The sequence below is a fragment of the Chitinophaga varians genome (genome assembly GCF_012641275.1).
In the GTDB taxonomy this organism is placed as follows: domain Bacteria; phylum Bacteroidota; class Bacteroidia; order Chitinophagales; family Chitinophagaceae; genus Chitinophaga; species Chitinophaga varians_A.
Map to the genome: position 1 here is coordinate 422,346 of NZ_JABAIA010000004.1, position 23,397 is coordinate 445,742.

Genomic DNA, 23,397 nt, shown 5'->3' on the forward strand with positions numbered 1-23,397 from the left:
GGACATATTGGTGGTCACTACCTGTCGGCGCTTTCATTGATGTATGCCGCTACCGGAAAGGAGGTTTATCTCCGGCGGCTGCATTATATGCTGGACCAGCTGGAAAAATGCCAGGCGAAGAACGGCGATGGTTACCTGGGCGGTATTCCGGATGGGAAAAAGGTATGGAAGCAGGTGGCGGCAGGCAGGGGAGAGGCAGTCACCCAAAGATGGGTGCCCTGGTATAACGTGCACAAAACGATGAACGGGCTGCTGGATGCCTGGACGCTCACTGCCAGCACCCAGGCCCGTGACATGTTGCTACGGCTTTGCGGCTGGAGCAGGAATGTGACAGCAAACCTCAGCGATGAACAGATGCAGCTGATGCTGCAAACGGAATTCGGAGGCATGAACGAGATTTTTGCCGCAGTAGCAGAGCAAACCGGCGATACCAGCTGGCTCAATATGGCCAGGCGCTTTACCCACCGGAAATTGCTCGACCCGCTCAGCAGACATACCGATGCGCTTACAGGATTACATGCCAATACACAGATCCCCAAAGTGGTTGGTTTGATGCGTACCGGCATGGCTGGTCATGACACAGGACTGGAAGATGCTTCGGCATTCTTCTGGAACACGGTGGTATCGCACAGAAGCATCTCCATAGGCGGCAACAGCGTACGCGAACATTTCCATGCTGCGGATAATTTCCGGGCCATGCTGGAAAGCCCCGAAGGACCGGAGACCTGTAACAGCTATAACATGCTGAAATTGACCAGGCTGCTTTTCCTGCACCACCCTGACCGGAAATTTATAGACTATTATGAGCGCACGCTTTATAATCATATCCTTTCCTCCCAACACCCCAACGGCGGTTTCGTCTATTTTACTCCCATACGCCCCATGCACTACCGGGTATATTCAACCTCTCAGAACGCCATGTGGTGCTGCGTTGGGACGGGACTGGAAAATCATGGAAAATTTACGGAACTAATTTATGCCCATTCGGGCGACTCGCTTTATGTAAACCTTTTTATTCCCTCGGTATTACACTGGAAAAATAAATCGATGACGCTGATACAGGAGACCCGCTTCCCGCAGGAAGACTTCTCCTCGCTGAGCGTTACTTTGAAAAAGCCGCAGCTGGCAACGATAGCCGTGCGCGCGCCGGAATGGGTGAAAGACAGTATAACCGTCACCGTTAACGGGCAGCAGGTAAGGTCTGCCATCAGTGCATCGGGTTATTTGTTTATCCGTCGTACGTGGAAAAACGGGGATGTGCTGAAGGTCCATCTTCCAATGGAAACATATACAGAAGGCCTGCCGGACGGCAGTCACTGGCTTTCTTTTTTGTATGGTCCTCTTGTGCTGGCTGCTGCTACAGATACGCTCGATATGCCCGGGCTGCATGCCGATACCAGCCGCTGGGGACATATTGCGCGCGGGAGCCTGCGCCCGATACAGACAGCGCCCTTGCTGAAACTAAATGGTCCGGGGCGTGTGGCGTTGCAACGTACGGGTAATGCACTGGAATTTACGATGAGCGGTCTTATTTCCGGCCCGGCCGTCAGTGACCTCAAACTGATACCCTTTTACCGCATACATGACAGCCGGTATATGCTTTACTGGCCTTATGCAGGCCAGGGCGCGAACGGCAGGCCACCAGGGCCGCTAAGTGATGAAAGGCAGCGCCTGGACAGCCTGACCATTGACCGCGTGTATGCGGGTGAACAACAACCGGAGGCTGACCATCAGTTTGAGGATGGAGGCAGCAGTGCCGGTGTTTCAGGCGACCAGCATTTCAGGGTAGCACATCAGTCGTTTGCTTATACGTTGCAGGCAGCTTCCTCCGGAAAACATCAATTGTATATCCGTTACCGTTATAATAATGCGGAGGACTGTGGCAGTGTGATTGTTGGAAACACCAACCTGGTGGACTTATGCGGGAAAGCCAGTCACGACGGGGGCGAACAGGTTGCAATAGTGGACATCCCCGGGAGGATGATTTCCGCTGGCGTGGTAAAGGTAGTTTTCCGGGCTGCCGCAGGCAAGACTGCGCCAGGCATCATGGAAGTACGGCTTCTCAAAGCCCCGTAGGCTCTGGGCAGCCCGGCTATTTCTATCTGCTATTGTGCCACCGGCCAGTTGTCCGTACGGAAAGGCCCGACAGGCAGTCCCTCCGCAGAAAAAATATTACCGATAGCGGTGTTGGAGAAACCATATCTCACCGCTTCCGGTTTTTCCACTTGGGGGCTCCATACGATCAGCGCATCTTTTTCCACCTTCGCGGAGGCCTCATGGAAAACTTTGTCCGCGCCGGCTACGTATAGCGCAACCGGTGCTTTGCCATTGATTTTGAGAGAGGAGGCGACGTTGCTGAAGCGGACCACAGCTTTGTTGTTACGGATGCTTATATCTTTGAATGCGGGGCTTTTCCAGGCAAATCCTGTTTTGCCATAGTTCTCTGCAAGCGCCCAGTTGGCAAGCCTGTTGCCGACTGTTTTTTTGTCCTGCGGATGAATATCTTTCACATTGTCCGTTACGTCGGACACTACTACCATCCCTGTGCCGGGAAGGGCGCTGCTTTGGGCCTGCGCCTCACGAAGCAATGCAGCTTCGGGGTCCTTGTCATAGGTGAATGGTGCTATCTGAACATAATAAAAGGGCAGTGGTTTATGCCATGCATCACGCCACGCCTGGATCATGCCGGTGAACAGTGGAGCATAGGTGGCCGCTGTTTTTACGTTTGCTTCTCCCTGGTACCAGATAACTCCCTTTATATTGAAAGGAAGAAGCGGCGCTATCATCGCGTTATAGGCGTAACCTGGCTGATGTGGCCACCAGGCGGCGGGAGACAGTTTGGCGGCAGCTTCAGCCAGTTGCGGCTGACCTTTCACAACATGCTCCGGCGCCCACACCTCTGCCGGTGTGCCTCCCCAGCTGGCGTTGATAAGGCCTACCGGCACTCCCAGCGTCTGCTGTAGTTTCAGTCCGAAAAAATATCCGACTGCGCTGAATGGCTTCAGACTATTGCTGTCGCATACTTCCCAGGTACCCTGGCAATCATCCTGCGGATATACGGCCGTGGTTTTAGGAATGTTAAAGAACCTGATATTATTGTTGCTGCAAACAGGCAGTTCTGCTGCTATTTGCCGGATACCATTGTAGTAGCTGAATTCCATATTCGACTGCCCTGAGCACAACCACACCTCACCGATCAGGATGTTTTTCAGTACGATCTCATTGGAGCCTTTGAGCCTTATTTCATAAGGGCCACCGGCTGCGGGGGTATGCACTTTCAAAGACCATTTTGCGTCTCCGCTGGTAGTGGCCGTGACTGTTTTATTATCCCAGCCGGTATATACGGTAACTTTTTCTGAAGGGCCGGCCCAGCCCCAGATGGTTACGCTGTCGTTTTGCTGTAGTACCATGTTGTTGCCTACGAGTGATGGCAGCCTGATCGTGGCGTGAAGTACAGAGGGTATCAACAGGAGAAGTCCGTAGAGGAAGTGTTTTTTTATCATCGTGGTTAGCATCTTGAGGATTAAATATAAAAATGATAACCGACAAACAAAAAGGAAGAGATGAATATTTTTTCATTTCGTCCTACTTCCTGTAGTCATACCGAAACCAGGCGATATCCACGTATCCGTTGTCTTCCCTGGTGTTGAAATTAAAAATACCGATGCGGTCTCCCCGGTAGCTGCCCCAGGTGAGTTGATAAGTATTCCCCACGGTCTTAAAGGTTTTCCCGTCGGTGCTGAAAGCGTACTGACTTATTCCTTCAGTGCCCCATGTTGACCGGAGCCAGACAGATTCCCCGCTGATCGTTATGCCTGAAGTATCTTTCCCATTGTTGTCATACACTAAAGTTCGTATTCCATTCTCCTGTTTGATGCCAAATAAACTGTAGCTGGTGGTTGAAAAATGTGTTAATCCACTGAACTGGCCGTCTGCCATATGACTGACATCGATTCTTACGGTCGCAGTGTTGTTGGGCGTGCGCATGCTGCGTTGCGTAAGCGTGTTTCCTGCCCGGAGTATAACGTTTGCCTGTTTCCTGGCAGAAACGGGCATAAATGCATACAATCGAAGGTAACCTTTACGCGCTGTTAATGACCATTTGCCGGCGCGTGGCTGATAGTTCCATTCCCACTGCACGTTTAGTTTTCCGGTATCAAATTCATCGCTGCTCTGAATGGAAATTTTTCTCTTATCGGATATAGGTTTGGGCCCGCTCCAGACCATACGCCCTATCGTATCGGCGTCCGGCTTGCCAATGACCGGCCATCCGTTTATCCAACTAACCGGGAGAAGACTCGTAGGACGCCCTTCCCAACCGCCGCTGCCATGGTGCGTGAGGAAATACCATTTACCTGCAGGTGCCTGCAATAATCCGCCCTGGTTAGGTTCCCTGTCCATTTTGGGATCTACGTGATTTAATTGCCGGGTCTCCCATGGGCCGTAGATATTTTTCGATCGTGCCATCATAATGACGCGGCCTTCCGGTTTTACTTCACTGAAATAATGGTAATAAAGCCCGTTGATCTTATAAAGCTTGTTTGCTTCACTGCCATTGGACTGATGTATGATGGAATCAGATTCCATGATGAGGCGTTTCCCGTCTGGCGTCATCCTGAACAAATGAATATTGTATTTCTTATTATTTTTAGGATCTACAGCAAAATTGGTAGCAATAAAATAGAGTTGCCCGTCGTCATCACAAAATGAACAGCAATCGTCCCAGCCGCTAACGCTCCATAAATGATGAACAGGTTCCCATGGCCCTGCGGGATTGGTGGCAGAACTCATAAAAAAACCATCATCGGGTGTCCCGAAATACACCCAGAATTTGTTGTTGTAATACCTGATGGAACCGGCCCAGATGCCTCTGCCGTAACTGTTCATCCGGTCCCAGTTCAATTGTGGACTGATTCGTGTCAGATCATCCACCACATGGCCCGCAATTTCCCAGTTGATGAGATCTTTGGAATGCAGCACCACCATGCCGGGCGAAAACTGCATGGTAGAAGATATGGCATAATAATCATCGCCTACGCGTATAGCGTCAAGATCACTGTAGTCTGCGGGTAGAACAGGGTTCACATAAGTTCCGTTTCCCTGGTCACCCCAGTTGCCGGTCATTTGCGCCTTAGAACATACTCCTGATAATTGCAGGCAAAGCAGGAGCGATAAAAATATAAGACGATCCATCTGAAAATTTAACCATTGATATTTAGTAAATATGCCACTCCCAGATACCATTGAGCCCATGCAGGATTTTTACCCGCAAATAACGGGCCTTGATGTTCAGGTTGTCGGTGTGCGGCGATTGTACCATTACCTGCCGATGTCCGCCGCAGGGTTTCCATACTTTGCCGTCGGCAGAATACTCCAGCGTGTATGCATGCCCGGCAGTGGGCCTGACAAAATATACTTCGCTGCGTTTGACAGGTTGCAGTTGGCCTAAGTCTGCAAGCATCCAGGGTGTTGCATCTTCGGCGGCAGCCATCCACCTGGAGCCGTTTGCATGATCGAAAGCAAACTGCGGCGAAAAGGATTCTGTTCTTTTAAACAGGGAATCCTTATTGGGTTTGATGATCATGTCGGAACGAACACTGGATGCTTTTGAGCTGATGACATCGATCTCTTTCTCAGGAGGCAAGGGATGGAGCGCGCCTGTCCCGTCGAGTGTCAGGTCAACAGGTCGGATAGTCCCGTCTTCATTAAATTCCAGCTTGTTTACATAGGTCTGCCGGTTAGTGCTTCCTCTGCCAAATTCCAGATAGGCAAAATAGTAATTATCTGTGCCGGGCACATTAAACACGCAGCCATGGCCGGGGCCGAAGATCTGCCGTTCATAACTGGTAGTGGCTATAATATCATTTGCAGGAAATTCAAACGGTCCCAGCGGAGATGTTCTGCTCATTCCGTAGGCATATTGGTATTTTTCATCGCCGCCAAGCGTATACAGGTAGTAATAGATTCCTTTGCGTTTAAAGAAGATGGGGCCTTCGGAATAACCAGGCCGCTTTGTGGCAATCTGAATGACGGAAGCCGTATCAATAGCTGTCATGCTCCGTTGCAGCTTTGCAGCAAACCGGCGTTGCCAGAAAATATAGGGCTGCCCGTTATCGTCAATAAAAACCTCCGCATCGATACCGGCAGGGCCTCTGGGATCTTTGGATTGTAACAGGGTGGCCGGCGTGAAAGTCGCGGAAAAGCTGTCAACGCCTTTTGCCAGTTTAAACGGTCCGTCCGGAGAGGCGGCAACGGCCGGATAAATAAAACCATTCACTGTTGGATAGATATAGTAAACGCCATCGGCGGCAATAGCCTTGCTGGGCGCCCAATATTTCTGTCCCACGGCAGCGGGAAAGTAAGTGCCGGAAAAACGCCAGTGAACAAAATCTTTCGACTTCCATACTACCGGCGGCCCCGATGTCTTCAGTCCCTGGTCATATCCATCTGTTGTCGCGTAACAGTAGAAGGTGCCGTTTATTTCCTGGATGCTGGCATCGGCAATCATATCAGGGACCAGCGCATGGCCAAAGGGGTTCTGCCGCTGCAAAAGGGCTTTTGAATTTGTATCATCATTCACGGTACTGTCGTGCCGGAGTAGTTGGATAGCTGTTTCCCTGGATATTTCCAGTACGGTGCCATGAGACATTTTCAGATCTGTAACCTCCCTTTGCCAGTCCTTTAAATCCTTACTGATAAATACGTACGCGTAGTCACTTTCAAAGGGGTCTGTGAACATGCAGTACCGGTCGCCTATTTTTACAACTGATGGCCCTTCATCGCCCGTTGATGGCCGTATAGGGCCGGATTCTTTCCCCCAGCCGCCTTCCGGCGTTTTCCCGGTACGGTAGTATACATTAGGGACGCGGCTGTTGTCATCTTTCTTATAAAACAGGAGATATTTATTTTTGTCCCTGAAGATAAATGCGTCTATCGGCCCGTTGTTCCCGGGCGCGCCACCTGCAGGGAAACCATTCCTGAATAATATTTTGGGTTCGCTGAATATTTTGAAATCTTTAGTAGTGACATAATATATCCTGCCTTCGGAGCCTGCTTTTTTCCATGGCCCGATATTCGAAGACAAGTAAACCATGTACTCGCCTTTTAGTTCATTGAAATAAATCTCAGGTGCCCAACAATTGTTGATGCTGTCAATACCTTTGCCAACCTCGATGGTTTTTTGTTCGCTCCAGTGGATGAGGTCAGACGACGCTGCATAGCCGATGTCTTTTCCTTTCCAGCCGGATGTCCACACCATCCTGTAAACGCCGTCCCTGCCATGATGAATGCTGGGATCACGCATTAGTTTTTCTGAACCTACCTGTGGAGTGATAACAGGCCGTCCGGCATTCAATTGTGTCCAATGCAGGCCATCAGTGCTCAAAGCCAGATGCGCTCCTCCCGCTTGTCCTGTAAAATAGGAAAAGAGAAAAAACTGTTTGGCTTTCAGGTCAATTTTATGTTGATGTAAAATGCCGGTAGTGTCTTTAGCAACAGCATAAGCGACTGATATAAACAAAAGAATGGCGATAGGAATAAGCGTTTTTACAATTTTCATTCATGTTGTTTTTTTAAAGATAAAAAAGTTGTACAGCGTTATGATATAAGACAGGTACATACTTCAAAAAAGTTTCCGGGTACAGGGGCAGTGGCAGGAACGCCACCACCCTTGTGTCCGGAAGTTATCTGAATTATAGTTTCATGATTTTTTTGGTAATGAGCGTTCCGCGGTTGTTTATCTGTAAATAATAAGTGCCCGCGGCCAGTCCGCGGACTGACATAAACTGGGATTTTCCGGTGATTACCAGGTTTTTCACCTCTGTCCCGTGCTGGTTGTATATCCTCATCACTGATCCGGTTTCAACTCCGCTTACCTGTATATTCAACACATCGGCGACGGGATTAGGATAGACAGTAACCTGCTGATGGTTTGTTGCCGGTGATTCATTTCCTTTGCCGGTCACGCTACCGGTAGCAGTACAATCACCAAGCCGGTCGCCATGAGCGAGATGGTCCTTTACAGCGTCTGAAGAAATACAAATGGTTTTGTTATTGTGGCAGATCATTATCTTGTTGTTATTGTTGCCACAACGGACGTCCAGTGTTTTAACGGTAACGGCGGCGGTGGAGGAACATCCCTTGTTATCGGTAACGATCACTGTACAGGCTGCGGCTGTATTTACGTTGATGGACGGAGTGGTTTGCCCGTTGCTCCACTGATAACTGTAAGGCGCGGTTCCGCCGGTAGCATTGGCCGTCAGTTCCAGCGATGTAGGCCCGTAACCGGCGTAAATAGTGTTCTTCTGATCTACCTGCGAATTCATGGCATACACATCCGGGATACTTGTGGTGACTGCCGCATTTACCGTTACAGCGGTGGATGTGGTATTCACATTACCATGTATGCCCGTGACCGTCCAGGTAATGACTGATTTTCCTGCATTGAATGTGCCGCTGGCGTCTGCGCCGTTTCCATTCCGGGAGGTGGCTCCTTGCACAGTATAGGTTATCGAAGCGGCGCTGTAGTCATCGGCTATCGTTAACGGGGGAACGCTGTAGGTCCCTGACTGACTGTAACAGTAGAACAGATTGGCAGGCGCGATGGGGGGCGTATAGGCTGTAAATGCGATCTCCGCGGCGCTTAAAGCTCTTTTGTATATCTTAAATTCATCGATAGCGCCATTGAAGAGGGGATCAGAGAACTGTGATTTCCCCAGGTAGTTCAACGAGGTGCCTGTAGCAGTACCTGCAGGGGTGAGTTGCTGCGGCTTGATGTTGATCGCTGTATTGGAAGATACCAGATTGCCGTTAATATACAGTCGGGCAGTATCGCCTGACTGTGTTACAGCCAGGTGTACCCAGGTGTTCAACGGGAAAACATAGGGGAAGCTCACATTGAGTTCTGTGCCATTGTTTTTAATGGCGTACCGTACGATGGATGAGCTTACGTTGTTTACCGTGGTCGTTCCCGCCTGAACAGAGAGGAACATATATTGTGTAGTACTGTTCCCAAAATCAAACACCCTCATCCAGTTGGCCATTGCGTCCATTTTTACCCAGGAGGAAACGGTAAAATCGGACAAGGTGCTGACGATTCCGGCCGGCAACGTCGCATAGGCGTTGGCGTTACCATTAAGTTTAAGCGCGCTTCCGGCTTTGCCGGCAGCTCTTGTTGCTGCAGCTGCCAATGTACCGTGTTTCGCTCCCCAGCTATCGATAGCGCGTATTCCGCTGGTTTCATCAAATTTCAGGTAAGTCATCTGGCCTGTATTGGGTGATGCCGTCACCTCCGGGCTTAAGGCAGTGCTGTCTGTAGACGCCACTATATAGTAGTAGACCGTTCCGTTACTCACTGCAGTATCCGTGAAGCTTGTGGCGGTCTGGTTGGCAAGAGTGGTGTACGGGCCACCTGGTGTGGTTGAGCGCTGTATGTTGTAGGTGGAATTGAAAACAGGGCTCCATTCCAAGATGTTTTGGGCGTCACCGGCAGCAACGGTCAGATTGATGGGCACCGTTCCCACGGGCACAAAACGGAATGGGAAGTTATAGGGAACGGGATCATTATCGCTTCCAACGATATAGTTTATTTGATTTCCGTTAATGTACCAATAACCGTTCCCGGCTGATTGCGCTCTTTGCACCGCATAAGACGTCCCGTTAAAGTAAATATTCATGGAATTCCATGCATCCGAGTAAGGCGTGACACTACGGCCAAACTGTGCGCTCTCATTGATATAATTGCTGAAAGAAGCGGGTGCGCTGAGGCAGACAATTTTATACCTGCCGTTGCCCTGCTTCGTGACATGCCAGATCTGAAGCAGGGGATCGGAATCTGCCAGGCCGAATAATGGTGTATTGGTTTCGTTCTTTGTCCAGAATGAATCGCTGCGGAGCGGCTGAAGATAGTAGTTTCCGTCAGCAAGGGTATTCATTCCATAGTACATGGAAGCTTTATACCGTTTAATGGCATTTTCCAGTATGGCCACATAGCTGCAAACTTCTGTAACAGTTGACTGTGAGTTATAGGCCGCCTGCACATAGGTAATGCTGTCATTTAACTGAGCTTTGGCCGCTACCGGGAATTTACCCAGCTCATTCGTGGTGCTGACAGCTGTCGTATCGCGGAGTTTTTTGGCTTCAGCCAGTTTTTGAAGGTACACGGAGTCCATTTCCGATGCGGTGACCGGTTCTATCCTGAAGATCTGGTTGGCACCGTCAAGCCATCTGTTGATATTCATCACAACGCCGTCCGCGGTATTTGAACCTGGTACTTCCAACGATTTCTGGCTGGATTTTCCGATGATGCTAAAAGTACCGTTTTCCCGGTCTTTAATCGTCCAGACCTGGGCGTCATCAGTGTCTGAGTAGGTCCGCTGTTCTACGCTTGCACCGTTGGTGACGGCATTACCGGTAACATCCATCGCTTTTCCGCTCAACAGGTTAATGATCTTATAATCGGTACCGGATTTACGGGTAATGGTCCAATGTTGGTTACTGGAGAAAGAATAGGTCTTTTGTCCCAGCAGAGCACTGTCAGCAAGGGAACTGTTTTTAACTTCCACTGCTTTACCGCTATGGGTGGCTATAATGCGGTACAGGCCATTGAGTGTTTGTGGTACGTATGGTGCCCGGGGCGTGCCCGCATCGGCGGGGGAGTCGGCGCTGGTGCCGGCGGCGTTTGTGGCGCATACTTTGTAATAATAGGTTTGCCCGTTAGTGGCGTTATTGTCCATAAAGCTGTTGCCCGGAAGGTTGGACGCGATGGTTGTATATGTTCCGTTTGGTGAACTGGCCCGTTTAAGTGTATAGCCTGTTGCGCCAAATGATGAAAGCCACCTTACGCGCACCTGGTTGTCCCCCGGGTATGCATATACGAAATACGGCGCTTCAGGTTGGGTAACGATTCCTCCCTGTCCGCCAGTCACACTTACATTGCTAAAAGTCGCTGTATCCAAAGACCCGTTGGTATTGGAACAAACAAGCAGGCCTATATATGCTTTACCGGTGAAGCCTGCAAACCTTCCCTGCACTTCGGAAGCCCAGCTTGTGCCATCGGCGGAGTAATACATTCCTATCACATCTCCGATCCTTTCAATCTTGACCCAGTAAGCATCCTGTGGGACAGGTCTTTCCGCTTTTTCCCAGTTGGAGCCGCCTCTTACCTCTGTCCATCCATGCATAAAAGCCTCCGCTCTTTTTCCTGATTTAATGGCGATCCATGCTCTTTGCGCGGAGGCCGCCGTCAGATCAGAGCGGATCAAGAGCCCTGCTCTTGAATTAGGGCTGCTTTTTCCGATTGTTTCTACTTTGGCTATAATAGAGCAGTTTCCGGTCACTTCTTTGTAAACGAGGTGCAGGCCATCTGCAGCATGCGTTAATATGTCCGTTCCGCTTCCAGTTACTGTCCATACATTATTATTGTAAGCGCTGTTTCCTGCGGGGGAAACCGTTCCGATATCCAGATCTGTCAAGTCGCCTGTTCCCGCTTTTCCGGGGTCGGGAACGATTTGGGTTTGCGGAGGAACGACAGCGGTGGAATGGTCTTCTGATTTATAAAACCAGGTATAGACAGGATCAAACCGTCTTGGAATGTCGGTAAGCCGCTTTGAGACATAAGCGGAGCCCAGATTTTTACGTACCATGTAGGCCCCGTGTATCAGGGTCAGTCCCCATCTTCCGCCGTCCCAGACACCGCTTTCGTCGGTTAAATAATGCGCATCAGTAGTGCCATAAGGTATATATCCAATGGAGTCGCCGGTATTTTTCCTTGAAAAGTATTCCCCTGTTGCAAGAAGCCGGTTATCCAATTCGGAATAGAGGTCCAATCCTTGCTTCCATAGCACTTCAGCGGCAAAAGCCAGGTTGCCCCACATGCCATGTGCATGCCCCTGATCTCTTGCGCTTTCGCCATTCTCCCCGCTTGGCAGCGTATTTTTTAGTCCGGTAGCGCCGATGTATCTCATCAGGTGAACGATGTGCGCCACTTTTTCCGGGTCATCGGAAAATGCGGCGATCACCGCTCCTGCAGCTATGCTTAATGTGCCTTTGTTGGCCGGCCCCAGGGCATAACCATTACAACCAGAAGGAGGCCAGTAAACGTTATTGAACAGGTTCTGTACCGCGGTGGTGTTGGCTGGCGTCCAGCCGCCCCAGGTGCCGCGGAGTATGGAGGCGGCGCCTCCATAGGCAAACGCGAAATCTCCCAGGTCGAGGTTTCCCAACTGTCCGGTAAATTGAGTTTGGGTATTGGCCCATGCCACTAAAATATCCCTCGCTTTTATGGCATAAGCTTCATTGTCCGTAAAATACCACATAAGGGATTGATAAAAAGCAGCGGTCATGTCGTTCATCCATTGGCCGCGATTAACGTCCGGACTACGACTGACGGTGGCGAACGGCCCCTGCATCTTATATGTCAACTGTGACTTGCCATCTGCAGCCATGATGTCATATGCCTGTTTCCATGGATAATCGCCGGCCTGTATATGGGCCTTTAACACACTCAGGTCCGACGCGGAAAGAGGAATGCCCGGATGCACAAAGGTTTGGGCCCCTGCATTTGAGGAAAGCAAAAAGATAAAAATTGCTGCCCAGAAGCAGTTGGTCTTTCTGGTAAAAAAGTCTGTCATAGGGTGTTGTTTTTTGAGGGTTTAAAATGGTTATCATTACATCTTGCTGAAAATGTCTTTTACTATTTGAAAAATCTTTTTTCACTTACTACCGATTTAATCTACCGTTATACTATCGAATGTCGCTGTGTTTAAATTGGAGCTGTTTGATGAAACCGCCAATCCAACATAATAGGCGTTGGCCATTGATACCGTAACCGGATTACCTACGGCAAACCATGTGGTCCCGTCGGTTGACTGATAGGCGGTGATGGTGTTCCCTGCTTTCCGCAAGCGGAACCAGGTGGGAGTGCGCGTGTAGGCGTTACCGGTTTGAAAGCCCATCGTGCCGCCTGTGGAAGTGCGGCTGCCAAATCTGGCTTCACGGACACCTCCGTCTCCGGAGGTCATGCTAAAAGCAATGGCATTGGCAGAAAGGGATTCCCTGACCATGATGCCTGTTTTCTGCGAACCGCCGCCCTTCCACGTGCTTTCTGCGACCCGGGCTGTGATTGTAACGTCGCCGGTTACACTTTTATACACATAACCCAATCCATCTGCGGTGCCGCCGATGCCGGCGCCGGAACCACCTACCACGAAAGTCCCGTTGTTTACGTTGGCATATCCGGCAGTGCCTGCGGTGGCCGCTGTTCCAATATCCTGTCTGCTCCAGCCGGCAGGCAATGTGCCTGTAGCGGCCGGAGTGGCATTCACTTCCGGGGAATTACTGCTGGTCCCTGCCTGGTTTATGGCAGATACGACATAGTAGTACCGGGTGCCGTTGGCCACACCCGCGTCCTCATATAACGGAAAAGTCCCTCTGAAGGTTGCTATCTGGGTATAGGGGCCACCGCTTGTTGTTGAACGCAGTACATTATAGCCGTTGGCTGTAGCCACCGGGGGCCATCTTAACCATACTTTTCCTACACTTGCGGTTGCTTTCAGCCCTGTTGGTATCGATGGCGCAGGGGAGGAGGGATAAGGTGACGCACTTGCATTTAATGTATAACATAAGGTGCCGAAGCCAAGGTTGTCGTCGTGCTCAAAGCCTTCCGGCCTGTTCACTTCCGCCATGGCTTTTACGTAAGGGGCGCTCAGTCCTTTTCTTACCACATAGTGGTTGTAAATCATTTCCCAGATGGGGCGTTGCAATCTTCCCCTGCCGCCGCTGTTTTGTTCCGACGCCCAGAAATTAAGGACGTTATCGCAGTTGTTATAGGTGGAGTACGGAACGTCCTGCCACAGGTTGTATTTGGCGGTGTATTCTGCGCCTGCCAGCAGGCGGTTATTGTCATAGCCATACATGTCCTGGCCCTGGTTCCACGCTATCTGGCAGAAGGTGGCCAGCATGCCCACGCCCAGCAATGCATGTTCCTGGTCGCGGCCTGTTTCCTGCCACTGTCCCAATCCTCCCGGATGTAAAAAAGGAATGGCCTTCGTGATATTGCCATTGCCCGCACCGGATTTAAAGTAGGTAATGGCCTCATTGAATTTGGCCGTGTCGTCGCACAATACGCCGATGCTTAAAATGGCCGTGATGTTGCAGATATCCCAGTTCGCCCAATAATGGCTGATGCAGGCATTGTTGTGGCGGGTTAAAAAATCATGGCAGTTCGGATAGAGGTAGGTGGTCATCATTTTTTTAAATTGATTAAAATCTGCCTGTGACCAATTGGGATAAAGACGCAGTATCTCTGCTGCCACAGCAAATTCATAAACCGCGATCCCCATCAGCCCGGGGATGTCTTGTCCGCTGGGGACCTGGTTTACGGCGTAGGCCCATGCGTTCAGGATTTTCCGCGAACAGGCTGCATAGGAGGTGTCGCCTGAAATATACCAGCGCAGGGCATTGAGATAGGCGGCGACAGCATCGGCTGATGCGCGCTGGCGGCTGACGCCCATATTGGCCTGTGCCGCGGCGGTGTAGGTGTTTTGTGCCTTGGGATGAGCTGTCAGGGCGTTCCAGCTGTCAATCCAGGGATGCGCTCCGGCTGCTACCTGTGTTCTCATCCGGTCTAAATCGGTTTGGGTGTGTAAACCGCCGGGATGAATAAAAGTTTGTGCTGCTGCTGCCGTGCTAAAAAAAAGCAACAGCAGGAATAACGGGTATTTCATAACAAGATTTGTTTTATCACTATTGATCATTTCACGGATTTTTTAAACGTTATATTTTGTGTGTACTCCCCCTGTTGGATATTGGCCTCTTCGACGTTGGTGACCTGCTTTCCGTTGATACGAAGGTTTTCGAACGTTATATTTTTTACAAGATGTGTTTTGTCCAGGCCATTGATAATAGAAGGGGAGATGTTGTTGCCGTTGTAGCTGATGTTTTTGAAGTAGATATTTTCTATTCCTCTGCCGGGCGCCGCATTGTATTTGTCATAGAACGCCACCCGCAGTTGCAGGAGTTTCCCTTCCTGGAAGTCATCTACACGTATATCTTCAAAACGGACGTCACGGACCAGGTTCATGTCGCCTGCCTGGATGGCCATACATCCTTCGGAAATGGGATCGTCTTCATCTAACTCTAATATTTCAATGTTTTTAAATAATAATTTTTCGATGACGTCCCCTGTTTTTTCCGTGTTTCCGTGAACGCCGATATTGATGGTGTGTGCTACGTCCGCCCAGAGAATGGAATTGGTAACGGAGTAGTTTTTGGCGTCACCGTAAAACTCCCAGCGATGCCCGTATACCGCGATACAATCATCGGAATTGCGCATGAACACATCATCCACCGTAACGTCGCTGCAACTCATAAAATCCAGCCCATCGCTCCAGGAACTGGCGCTGAATGATTTCAGGTTGCGGATGGTAAGGTGGTCCGATCCGCCTGCGAAGACGGTATAGTGCTTCGGATTGAGGACTATGATCCCGTCAACGGTTACATTGCTGGAGTGCCGCACCTCAACGCCACGCTGCGGCTGATCTATGATTCCACGCCCGAGAATACGGACATTTTCCACTTTGTCACACAGTAGTTTCCCTCTCACGATAGCTCCTCCGGCTATATAAACCGTTTTACCCGATGGAATGTTAAATGCTTCACCGGGGAGGTCTTTGGGCAGGTGTACGCCGGGCCCGAAGTAAACCACGTTCGGGTCGTTGGGATCGGGACGGTACGTTTCAACAGGATTGGCAAATACATGGAGGTTGTGCAGCTTGTCGCCGTCGAACTCTATAGAGAGTTTCCGGGGTCCGGTCAAGGTAAACGTAATACTGTTCCCATGGAGGACCGGTTTTATTTCATAGGAGGATGGACGTACCTTCACTGACTGTACATTGCCGTTATTCTTTTGTACGAATACTTCTACAGAGCCGGAAAAATCGAAATAGACCATAGACGCATCCTGTGGTTTGTCCAGGTCCACTTTTACATTGTATTCATACAGGTCCTGCCATTCCCCGCCGGGCTTGCGCACTTTTACCGTGTAATCATCATTGTGCATGGAGTATACGACCGCCTTCGGAGCCGGATAGGTAATGAGTTCCTGCGCATTTGTTTTTAAAGTATAAATACAGACAAAAAAGATAAGGAATATAAACTTCTGCATATGTAGATGAATCGAATTAAATGAGTATGTTTTTTTATTGTTTTATCGCTGCCAACTGGCCCCTGATGATGCCATTGGGATACTTTTTGGTGTTGATGGTAAAATAGCAGGCCCCTGCCAGGAAGTCTTTTTTCTCTTTCATTCCGAAGCCGTTTAAGCCTGCCAATCCGAGATTGACAGTTGCTTCGCTGTTTGCGCTGACAAAGGGGAGGGAACGCACTAAGGCGCCGTTTTCCGCCGCACCGGCAGGGCCGTAGAAGTTTACTGAAATGATGGTGTCTTTGTCCGTTCTCCACAAGTCTTTCCATGTCAGGGTGAAGGTGAGGATGTTTAACTGCTCGTCATAAAAGCCTTTAAATGTCCCGGCGAAAGTGGTGTCAATTGCCGGTACCAGTTGCTGGGCGCTTGCAGTGGAGGTAATCGTATATTGATCACCACTTATTCTTTCCAGTGATCCGCCTTTTGTGCAGGCAAGGATGGAAAGTGTGGCAATAAAGGTAAGCGTGGTTATCATGCTTTTCATAAGCTGCTTGTTAAAATTGTTTTAAACTGTTTTCAGTAACCTGGTGTTTGTTTTAAGGCGGGCGACTTCGTCAGTTCACTTTGTGGGATGGGCCAGAAATACATTGCCTCGGTAAACACATGTCTGCGTACCGGTATTACACGGTAGGAGAAACTTCCGTTTGCGGCCCTTGTGATCTCCATGCCGTGTGTTTCGGCATTTTCCGTCTGGGGCGCAATTTTCCAGCGGCGTATGTCCCAGAAGCGGTGTTCCTCAAAAGCCAGTTCCACACGACGTTCATGCCGGATAGCTTCGCGCATTTCCTCTTTGGTCATACCCGCTTTCAGGCCATACAGGCCGTTTTCGCCGGCGAGGATGCCTGCCCGGGCGCGTATCATCTTTAACCAGTCGTATATTTCCGCGGTGGGGCCATAGTATTCGTTGGTGGCTTCGGCGGCGTTTAACAGTACTTCTGCATAGCGCATCACTACCCACGGCCGGTACAGCTCACCACCGCCGCCGTTGCACATCTTATACCTGAAATATCCTGTTAATGTGCCGGTGGATGTATAGATGCCGTCAACGCTCGCACTGGTCACTGCTGCATTCCCTGTCGGGATGACGCCTGTATAGGTATTGACCGGTTGATCGCCAAAAGATCCCATAATGCGGATAGCGCCGTTATAGTGGACGGTACAGGTAAGCCGCGGGTCCCTGTTTTTATACATATTATTGCCGATGCCCGGGTAACCGGAAGCAGGGTCCGTTATCCGAAGCCCGTTGATCATATCAAATTCATCTACCAGCTCCTGCGTTGGAAAATACTTTGTTCCTGTCCAACCGTTCATGCCTCCTCTGGAAGTAGGATTGGCGCTGGCTTCAACGTAAAAATTGTTGCCGGTCGTCCATGGTTGCCAGTAAACGAGAACATGTTCTGCTTGCGGCGTATTTTGCAGGAAGAGTGTATAAAGCGGCGTGGCGGAAGCGGTATACAGGCTGTACACGCCCAGGCTGATCACCGCTTTGGCGGCGTCGGAGGCCTGTTTCCAGCGTTCCGGATCGGCGCCGGGGAATGTGAGCAGATGTTCAGGGTCATTTGCCCTTGGCCCGCTGTTGACCAACGGGCTGGCTGCGTATAAAAGCATCCTGGCTTTTACGGCTAAAGCAGCGCCCTTCGTTACTTTCAACTGGTTCGCATCTCCCGGGCGATAGGAGAGCGGAAGTAAAGCAGCGGCTGCGTCCAGCTCACTGGTCAGGTATTTGATGCAGTCCTCGTACGAGCTGCGTGCCACATCTATTTTTTCATTGCCGTCAAATATCTTGTTGCCAATCAATGGTATGCCGCCATAGTGTTTCAACAGCGTGAAAAGATACCATGCCCTTAAAAACCGTACCTGCCCCGTCCAGTAGTCTTTGGTGGCATTCGATACCGGAATGCTGTCTTTGTTCTTCATGAATATATTTGCCGCCCTGACCATTTGAAACGTAGTTTTCCATAGCCCTCCGTCGGCATTGTTGGCATTAACGCCACCACTTGAAATTTTGTATGTGTAAATAGTAGGATCGCCGATTGGTTCCGATTCGTCGCAGGCCGCGTCCAGTCCTGTATTGCTGAATCTTCTCGGGTTAAAAGATAATCCCAGGTTTGAATACAGGTTATTAATGACGCCCAGTGACCGGGTACTGTCCTGGAAGACCGCCCTTTCGTCAATCGCGGACAAGGTCTTCTGGTCCAGGAAGTCTTTTTTGCAGGCCGTGATAAAGAAGGCTGGAACCAACCCTGCCAATAGTATTCTGCGGTATATTTTATGACTGATCATAGGTGATTTTTTAGCGTTAGAAGCTTAGTTGCAATCCGAAGTTGAAGTTTGCGGTATTAGGGTAGGCGCCACCGGGGCCGCTGGCAATTTCAGCGTCCTGCTGGAACTTGCCCATGTTCTGTATATTCACCAGGTTATACCCTGAGAGATAGACCCTCGCATTTTGAACTACTTTCGTGCTTTTCAGCCATCCCCGCGGAATCTGGTAAGCCAGCTCCAGTGATTTTAACCGGACATACCAGGTATCGGCATACCAGAAATCAGAGACTGTCAGATAAGAGATATTATTGATGTTGGTGTTCAGTCCAATGCGCGGATAAGTGGCGGTAGCAGCAGTTGAGGGTGTCCAGCGCTCCAGGTTCCAGGGCCGGAGATTACCATTGAACGCATCACCGGCGCCTTCTGCCGTTACCTGTACGGCATAACCAAAAGACCCCTGCAGCAATGCTCTTAATGTTAGTCCCTTGTAACCGATGGTGAATTCAGCACCCAGAACGGTAGTGGGTAAATTTGGTTTTGACAGGTTGACTTTATCGGCATCGCTAATGATGCCATCCCCGTTCATATCGGCGTACTTAAGATCTCCCGGCTGTATAACGCTCCAGGTGGGTGCGGCCACGCCCTTCTTTACTTTCCCGTTCGCATCAAAATCATCGGGCTGGTAGAACCCGATATTATGATACCCCATGATCAAACCAAGCCTGGTACCCGTTCTTGCCTGGTAGGGATAGTCCGGCGCCTCACTGATATAAATAATCCGGTTAACGGCATAAGAAGCATTGGCACTGATCGAATAGTTGATCTTTCCCTTGTCGTTCCTGTAGGTGACCACCCCGTCAAATCCCTGGTTCTCTGATATGCCCACATTTTTTTTGGGAAGGTCCTGTCCAATCAACAAAGGAATATCCCGCTGTTCAATCACCTGGTCATAGCGGTAATTATAAAAATAACTGCCGCTCAGTGTCACCTTGCCCTGGAACATGTTCAACTCCAGGCCCAGGTCTGTTTTCTTTTCTTTCTCCCAGGTGACGTCGGGATTTACCAGCGCTCCTTCTACTGTGGTATTTCCATAATAGTTTGAGCCTGTTGTGCCATACTGAATTACAGAAGTCACTGTGCCCGGATAGTTGGCGTCTGATCCTACCAGGCCATAGGAGCCCCTGATTTTAAACATGTCGAAAAACGGGAACGTGTTTTTGAAAAAACGTTCTTCTGCCAGGTTATAGCCCCATGATACCGCCGGGAATATGCCATACCGTTTGTTTTCCTGGAAGAGGTCATTGCCATTACGGGCAACGGTAACGCCCAGGAGATATTTACGCCTGAAATCATAATCCAGCCTCGCGGTGGTGCCCCGGTAGTTGACGGGGATTACGGCGCCATTTATATAATTCCGCTGATTTAACAGCAAAAGCCCGGTGAAGTGATGGCTCCCGATGGTGCGGTCATAATTAAGAGAGGCCTGAAGGATGGTGGTAGAATTAAAGGCGCTATTGGTAGAAGCAACTACATAGGGAAGCATACGGTATTGACCCGCGTCCCTGATGGAATAGGAATTCGTGGCAACGTCATATTTATAGGCGGGCAGGCCACTGCGGTTAAGATTGCGGCCCTCATTGTTATTACCGGCATAAGAGATATTTACCCTGGCAGATAAACCGGGAGTTATAAAATCAAGTTGCTGGTCTGCCCCTACAATAATGTTATAGTTATTCCTGAAACTTCTGATGTATCCGCCGTTGGCCAGCCGGAAAGCCGGGTTGATAGCGCCGTTATTGGTGATAGCGCCCTGGTGTGATGCATAGCTGGAACTGCCATTGGGGTTTGTTACCGGCATGGCATACGGGGCCATGTAACGAAATGCTCCCAGTTCATAAAAGAGTCCGGCGTTTTCCACGGTGCCGCTGGGGTTATTGACCGTTTCAAAGCGGCCATTGACGTCAAACCGGATCTTCAGCGTTTTTGTAGGTGTAATATCAAGATTGGAGCGATAGTTAAAGCGCCTGTAGAAGTAGTTGGTGTTGACATAATCTCCTACCGGCTTAAAGTCTTTTAAAATACCATTTTGGGAAAAATATCCCAGTGAGGTAAAATATCTTACGAGGGAATTGCCTCCGCTTACATCTACATTATAACGGGATTGGGTAGACGCTTTTTTGAATAGAACATCTGCCCAGTTCACATTCGGATGGCCATAGGGATCGGAGCCATCTTTAAACTTCTGCAGGTCGTCCGGGGTGAAAGGCAGGACCGGGGCCTGGGACTGGCCGTATGCATCATTGATGGTTGCCTCGTTCCGAAGCAGTGCCGTGGTGTATGCGTCCAGGAAAGTCGGCATCCTGATCGTTTGGTTAATTCCGCTTTCGGCCGTGAGATTGATCCGGGGTTTTCCGATACGTCCCCTGGTAGTGGTAACCACCAATACGCCGTTGGCGCCTTTTAATCCATAGATGGATGTGGTGGCCGCATCTTTGAGGATGGAAACAGATTCCACTTCATTTACGTTCAACTGCGAGAGCTGCGTATAGTCGTACTCGATATCGTCCACAATGATCAGCGGTTTGTTGTCTCCGGTGAGGGAATTAACGCCTCTGATAAAGAAGTCGGCGGCGTCTGCCCCGGGCTGGCCGCTCCTTTGCTGGCTGAAGAAGCCGGGTAGGCGGCCGATAAGCGTATTTTGAATATTGGCAGTGGGGACCGACCTGATCTCTTCTCCTTTTACAGAGCTGACAGCCCCGGTGCTGGTGATTCTTTTCTGACGTCCAAAACCAACTACCACCACATCTTCCAGCCCTTTTACGTCCGGCGTGAGGTGGACCAGCATAGGGCTGCCTGCTACTGCCGTAACGGTTTGGGGCAGATAACCGATGCATGTGATCACCAGTTTTTTTACACCGCCTGGCTTGAGTGAGATGGTATAATTCCCCTGTTCATCAGAAACGACCCCGTTTTTCCGGTTGTCTGTTTCTGAAACGGTAGCACCGATAATGGCTTCATTTTTATCATTTACCACACGCCCTCTGATGATGATGTTTTGAGCCCACGCCACCGTGGATATCAGCGAAAACCACATCAACATGAATATCTTTATTTTCATTTTATGCTGTTTATTGTAACAAAAAGGTTAATAGCCGGGGTTTTGTTCCATTCCGCCGTTTACCTGCGTTTCTTTTATGGCAATGGGGAACAGGTACATAGCATCCGTGAAATAGGGCGTGGTGACCACCTTGGGGGAATAGTTGAATGTACCATTTGCGTTTTTGGTGATGGTGACGCCATGAAGCGTGGTCCCGTAAACGGCTTTCGCGATTTTCCACCTGCGTATGTCCCAGAATCTTTGTTCTTCAAATGCCAGTTCAATACGGCGTTCGTTGCGGACAACCTCACGCATCTGTCCCTGAGACAATCCCGGAGGCAGCGCATAGGGAGACAGTCCGGCCCGCTGGCGGATTTTCTCAATAGCCGCATACACGGACGCATCAGGCCCTGAATATTCATTCTGTGCTTCGGCGTACATTAAAAGAATGTCTGCATATCGGATAATGCACCATGGCGGAACGAAGCCGCCATCCCGGAAAAAGGTATTGGTATAGTTGGCACTGCTGCTGTCATTTGCACAGAATTTTTTAGCATAATAACCCGTTTGTGTCTGTACAGGGGCAAGTATTGCATCGTTTGGCTTGTCTTTGCCGCCTTCAAAAATTTCCACTGGCCTTTGCAGCCATTTAGCGCCATTGTAAAATACCGTTTGGTCTAAGCGAGGATCGCGGTTGGTGTAAGGATTTGATAGGTTATAGCCGGATGAAGCATCGGTAACCGCCTTTCCGTTTTTCATCGGGAAGGCGTCAACGAATTCCTGTGTGGGGCTTACACGTCCTTCACTGTTACGGTTTGCCGGTTTGTAGCCGGGTGGCGACATATAATAGGAATAGGAATTGTCAATACGGGGATCACTCATTCTGAAGAAAATATGTTCCTTGTTCGCTCTGGCCAGCATGAGGGTGTAACGATTGGGCTCCAGGTCATAGATGCCCAGGTCCATCACCGCTTTTGCTGCATCAGCAGCGGCTTTCCATCTTTCTGCGTTGTAGGATGCGTAGCCGGTATATGACCTGCCGGGGGTAGACGATGGGTTAAACAAGGGGCTTGCGGCGAGGAGCAATACTTTTGCCTTGATAGCCATTACAATGCTTTTGCGCATTTTCCCGAAATCGGCATCGGTGGTCCTGCCAGCCAGGGAGGCGTCGGGGCGCAGGCTGTCTTTCGCTATGTCCAGTTCTGATACGATGTAGTTTACACACTCCTGAAAGCTGTTGCGTTTAAGATTTAATAATCCTGCATCGTTGGAGTCGAAAATTTTGTCGCCTATCAACGGTACGCCTCCATATCTTCTTATCAATTCGTAATAAAAATAAGTCCTGAGGGCCCGGGCCTCGTTGGGAAGCCATACTCTGCGGGATGAATCGGCCCAGGGGACCCGCTGGTAATTCATTAAAAAAATATTGGCTGCCCTGATGGCGCTGTAACAGTTCCCCCAGTTGTCGTCAAATGTGGTAACGGGACTGTAGCCGCCGCGAATGATATTCCATCCTTCATTACCATCTGCGCTTGGAACAGCGTCATCTGAAAAACATTCTAATGGTACCAGAGAAATGTTGCTTCGCTGTCCTCCATTGAGGCCCCAGCTGGAACCGCCCAACATCCGGTTATACCCGGAAGGGATTTTCGTGTATATGTTTGTGACCCATTTGTATGCCTGGTCCCCGGTAGGGTCGTTCTCATCGAAAATATAATCTATCGTAAGCAGTTCAAGCGGCTTGTCTTCAAACGCTTTTTTACAGGATGATACGGTAAAGACAACAGCCATAAAAACAAGACAGGTCCAGCTATAATTCTTTTTCATACAACAATGC

At 49.8% G+C, this 23,397-nt stretch carries 11 protein-coding genes; 1 reads left to right on the plus strand and 10 read right to left on the minus strand.

Annotated elements, in window-relative coordinates:
• The first annotated feature begins 6 nt into the window (after nt 1-6).
• Nucleotides 7-2,076 (plus strand): beta-L-arabinofuranosidase domain-containing protein, encoded by a 2,070-nt coding sequence (locus HGH92_RS31150; protein ID WP_317166473.1) that lies wholly within the window; start codon nt 7-9, stop codon nt 2,074-2,076.
• A gap of 29 nt (nt 2,077-2,105) precedes the next feature.
• On the opposite strand, the gene HGH92_RS31155 is transcribed toward HGH92_RS31150, so the two are convergent.
• The 10 genes from HGH92_RS31155 to HGH92_RS31200 form a co-directional block, all read right to left on the minus strand.
• Entirely contained in the window at nt 2,106-3,515 is a 1,410-nt protein-coding gene (locus HGH92_RS31155) for a sialate O-acetylesterase (RefSeq protein WP_247655096.1), read from the minus strand.
• 70 nt (nt 3,516-3,585) lie between these two features.
• Nucleotides 3,586-5,193, minus strand: a complete 1,608-nt coding sequence (locus HGH92_RS31160; RefSeq protein WP_168874759.1) for a glycoside hydrolase 43 family protein — start codon at nt 5,191-5,193, stop codon at nt 3,586-3,588.
• Between the two features lie 22 nt (nt 5,194-5,215).
• Entirely contained in the window at nt 5,216-7,558 is a 2,343-nt protein-coding gene (locus tag HGH92_RS31165; RefSeq protein ID WP_168874760.1) for a family 43 glycosylhydrolase, read from the minus strand.
• A 133-nt stretch (nt 7,559-7,691) separates the two neighbouring features.
• On the minus strand, nt 7,692-12,629 hold the full coding sequence (locus HGH92_RS31170; protein WP_168874761.1) for a LamG-like jellyroll fold domain-containing protein: 4,938 nt from the start codon (nt 12,627-12,629) through the stop codon (nt 7,692-7,694).
• 96 nt (nt 12,630-12,725) lie between these two features.
• Nucleotides 12,726-14,723 carry an alginate lyase family protein gene (locus HGH92_RS31175; RefSeq protein ID WP_168874762.1) on the minus strand — a complete coding sequence of 666 codons (1,998 nt, stop codon included), beginning with the start codon at nt 14,721-14,723 and terminating at the stop codon, nt 12,726-12,728.
• 26 nt (nt 14,724-14,749) lie between these two features.
• Complete coding sequence (locus tag HGH92_RS31180; RefSeq protein ID WP_168874763.1) at nt 14,750-16,162, minus strand: glycosyl hydrolase family 28 protein; 1,413 nt, start codon at nt 16,160-16,162, stop codon at nt 14,750-14,752.
• A gap of 34 nt (nt 16,163-16,196) precedes the next feature.
• Nucleotides 16,197-16,685: a CHRD domain-containing protein gene (locus HGH92_RS31185; RefSeq protein WP_168874764.1), complete on the minus strand. Its 489-nt coding sequence runs from the start codon at nt 16,683-16,685 to the stop codon at nt 16,197-16,199.
• Between the two features lie 32 nt (nt 16,686-16,717).
• On the minus strand, nt 16,718-18,484 hold the full coding sequence (locus HGH92_RS31190; protein WP_168874765.1) for a RagB/SusD family nutrient uptake outer membrane protein: 1,767 nt from the start codon (nt 18,482-18,484) through the stop codon (nt 16,718-16,720).
• A gap of 16 nt (nt 18,485-18,500) precedes the next feature.
• Nucleotides 18,501-21,581, minus strand: a complete 3,081-nt coding sequence (locus tag HGH92_RS31195; protein ID WP_168874766.1) for a SusC/RagA family TonB-linked outer membrane protein — start codon at nt 21,579-21,581, stop codon at nt 18,501-18,503.
• A 27-nt stretch (nt 21,582-21,608) separates the two neighbouring features.
• On the minus strand, nt 21,609-23,387 hold the full coding sequence (locus HGH92_RS31200) for a RagB/SusD family nutrient uptake outer membrane protein (RefSeq protein ID WP_168874767.1): 1,779 nt from the start codon (nt 23,385-23,387) through the stop codon (nt 21,609-21,611).
• Between the last annotated feature and the right edge of the window lie 10 nt (nt 23,388-23,397).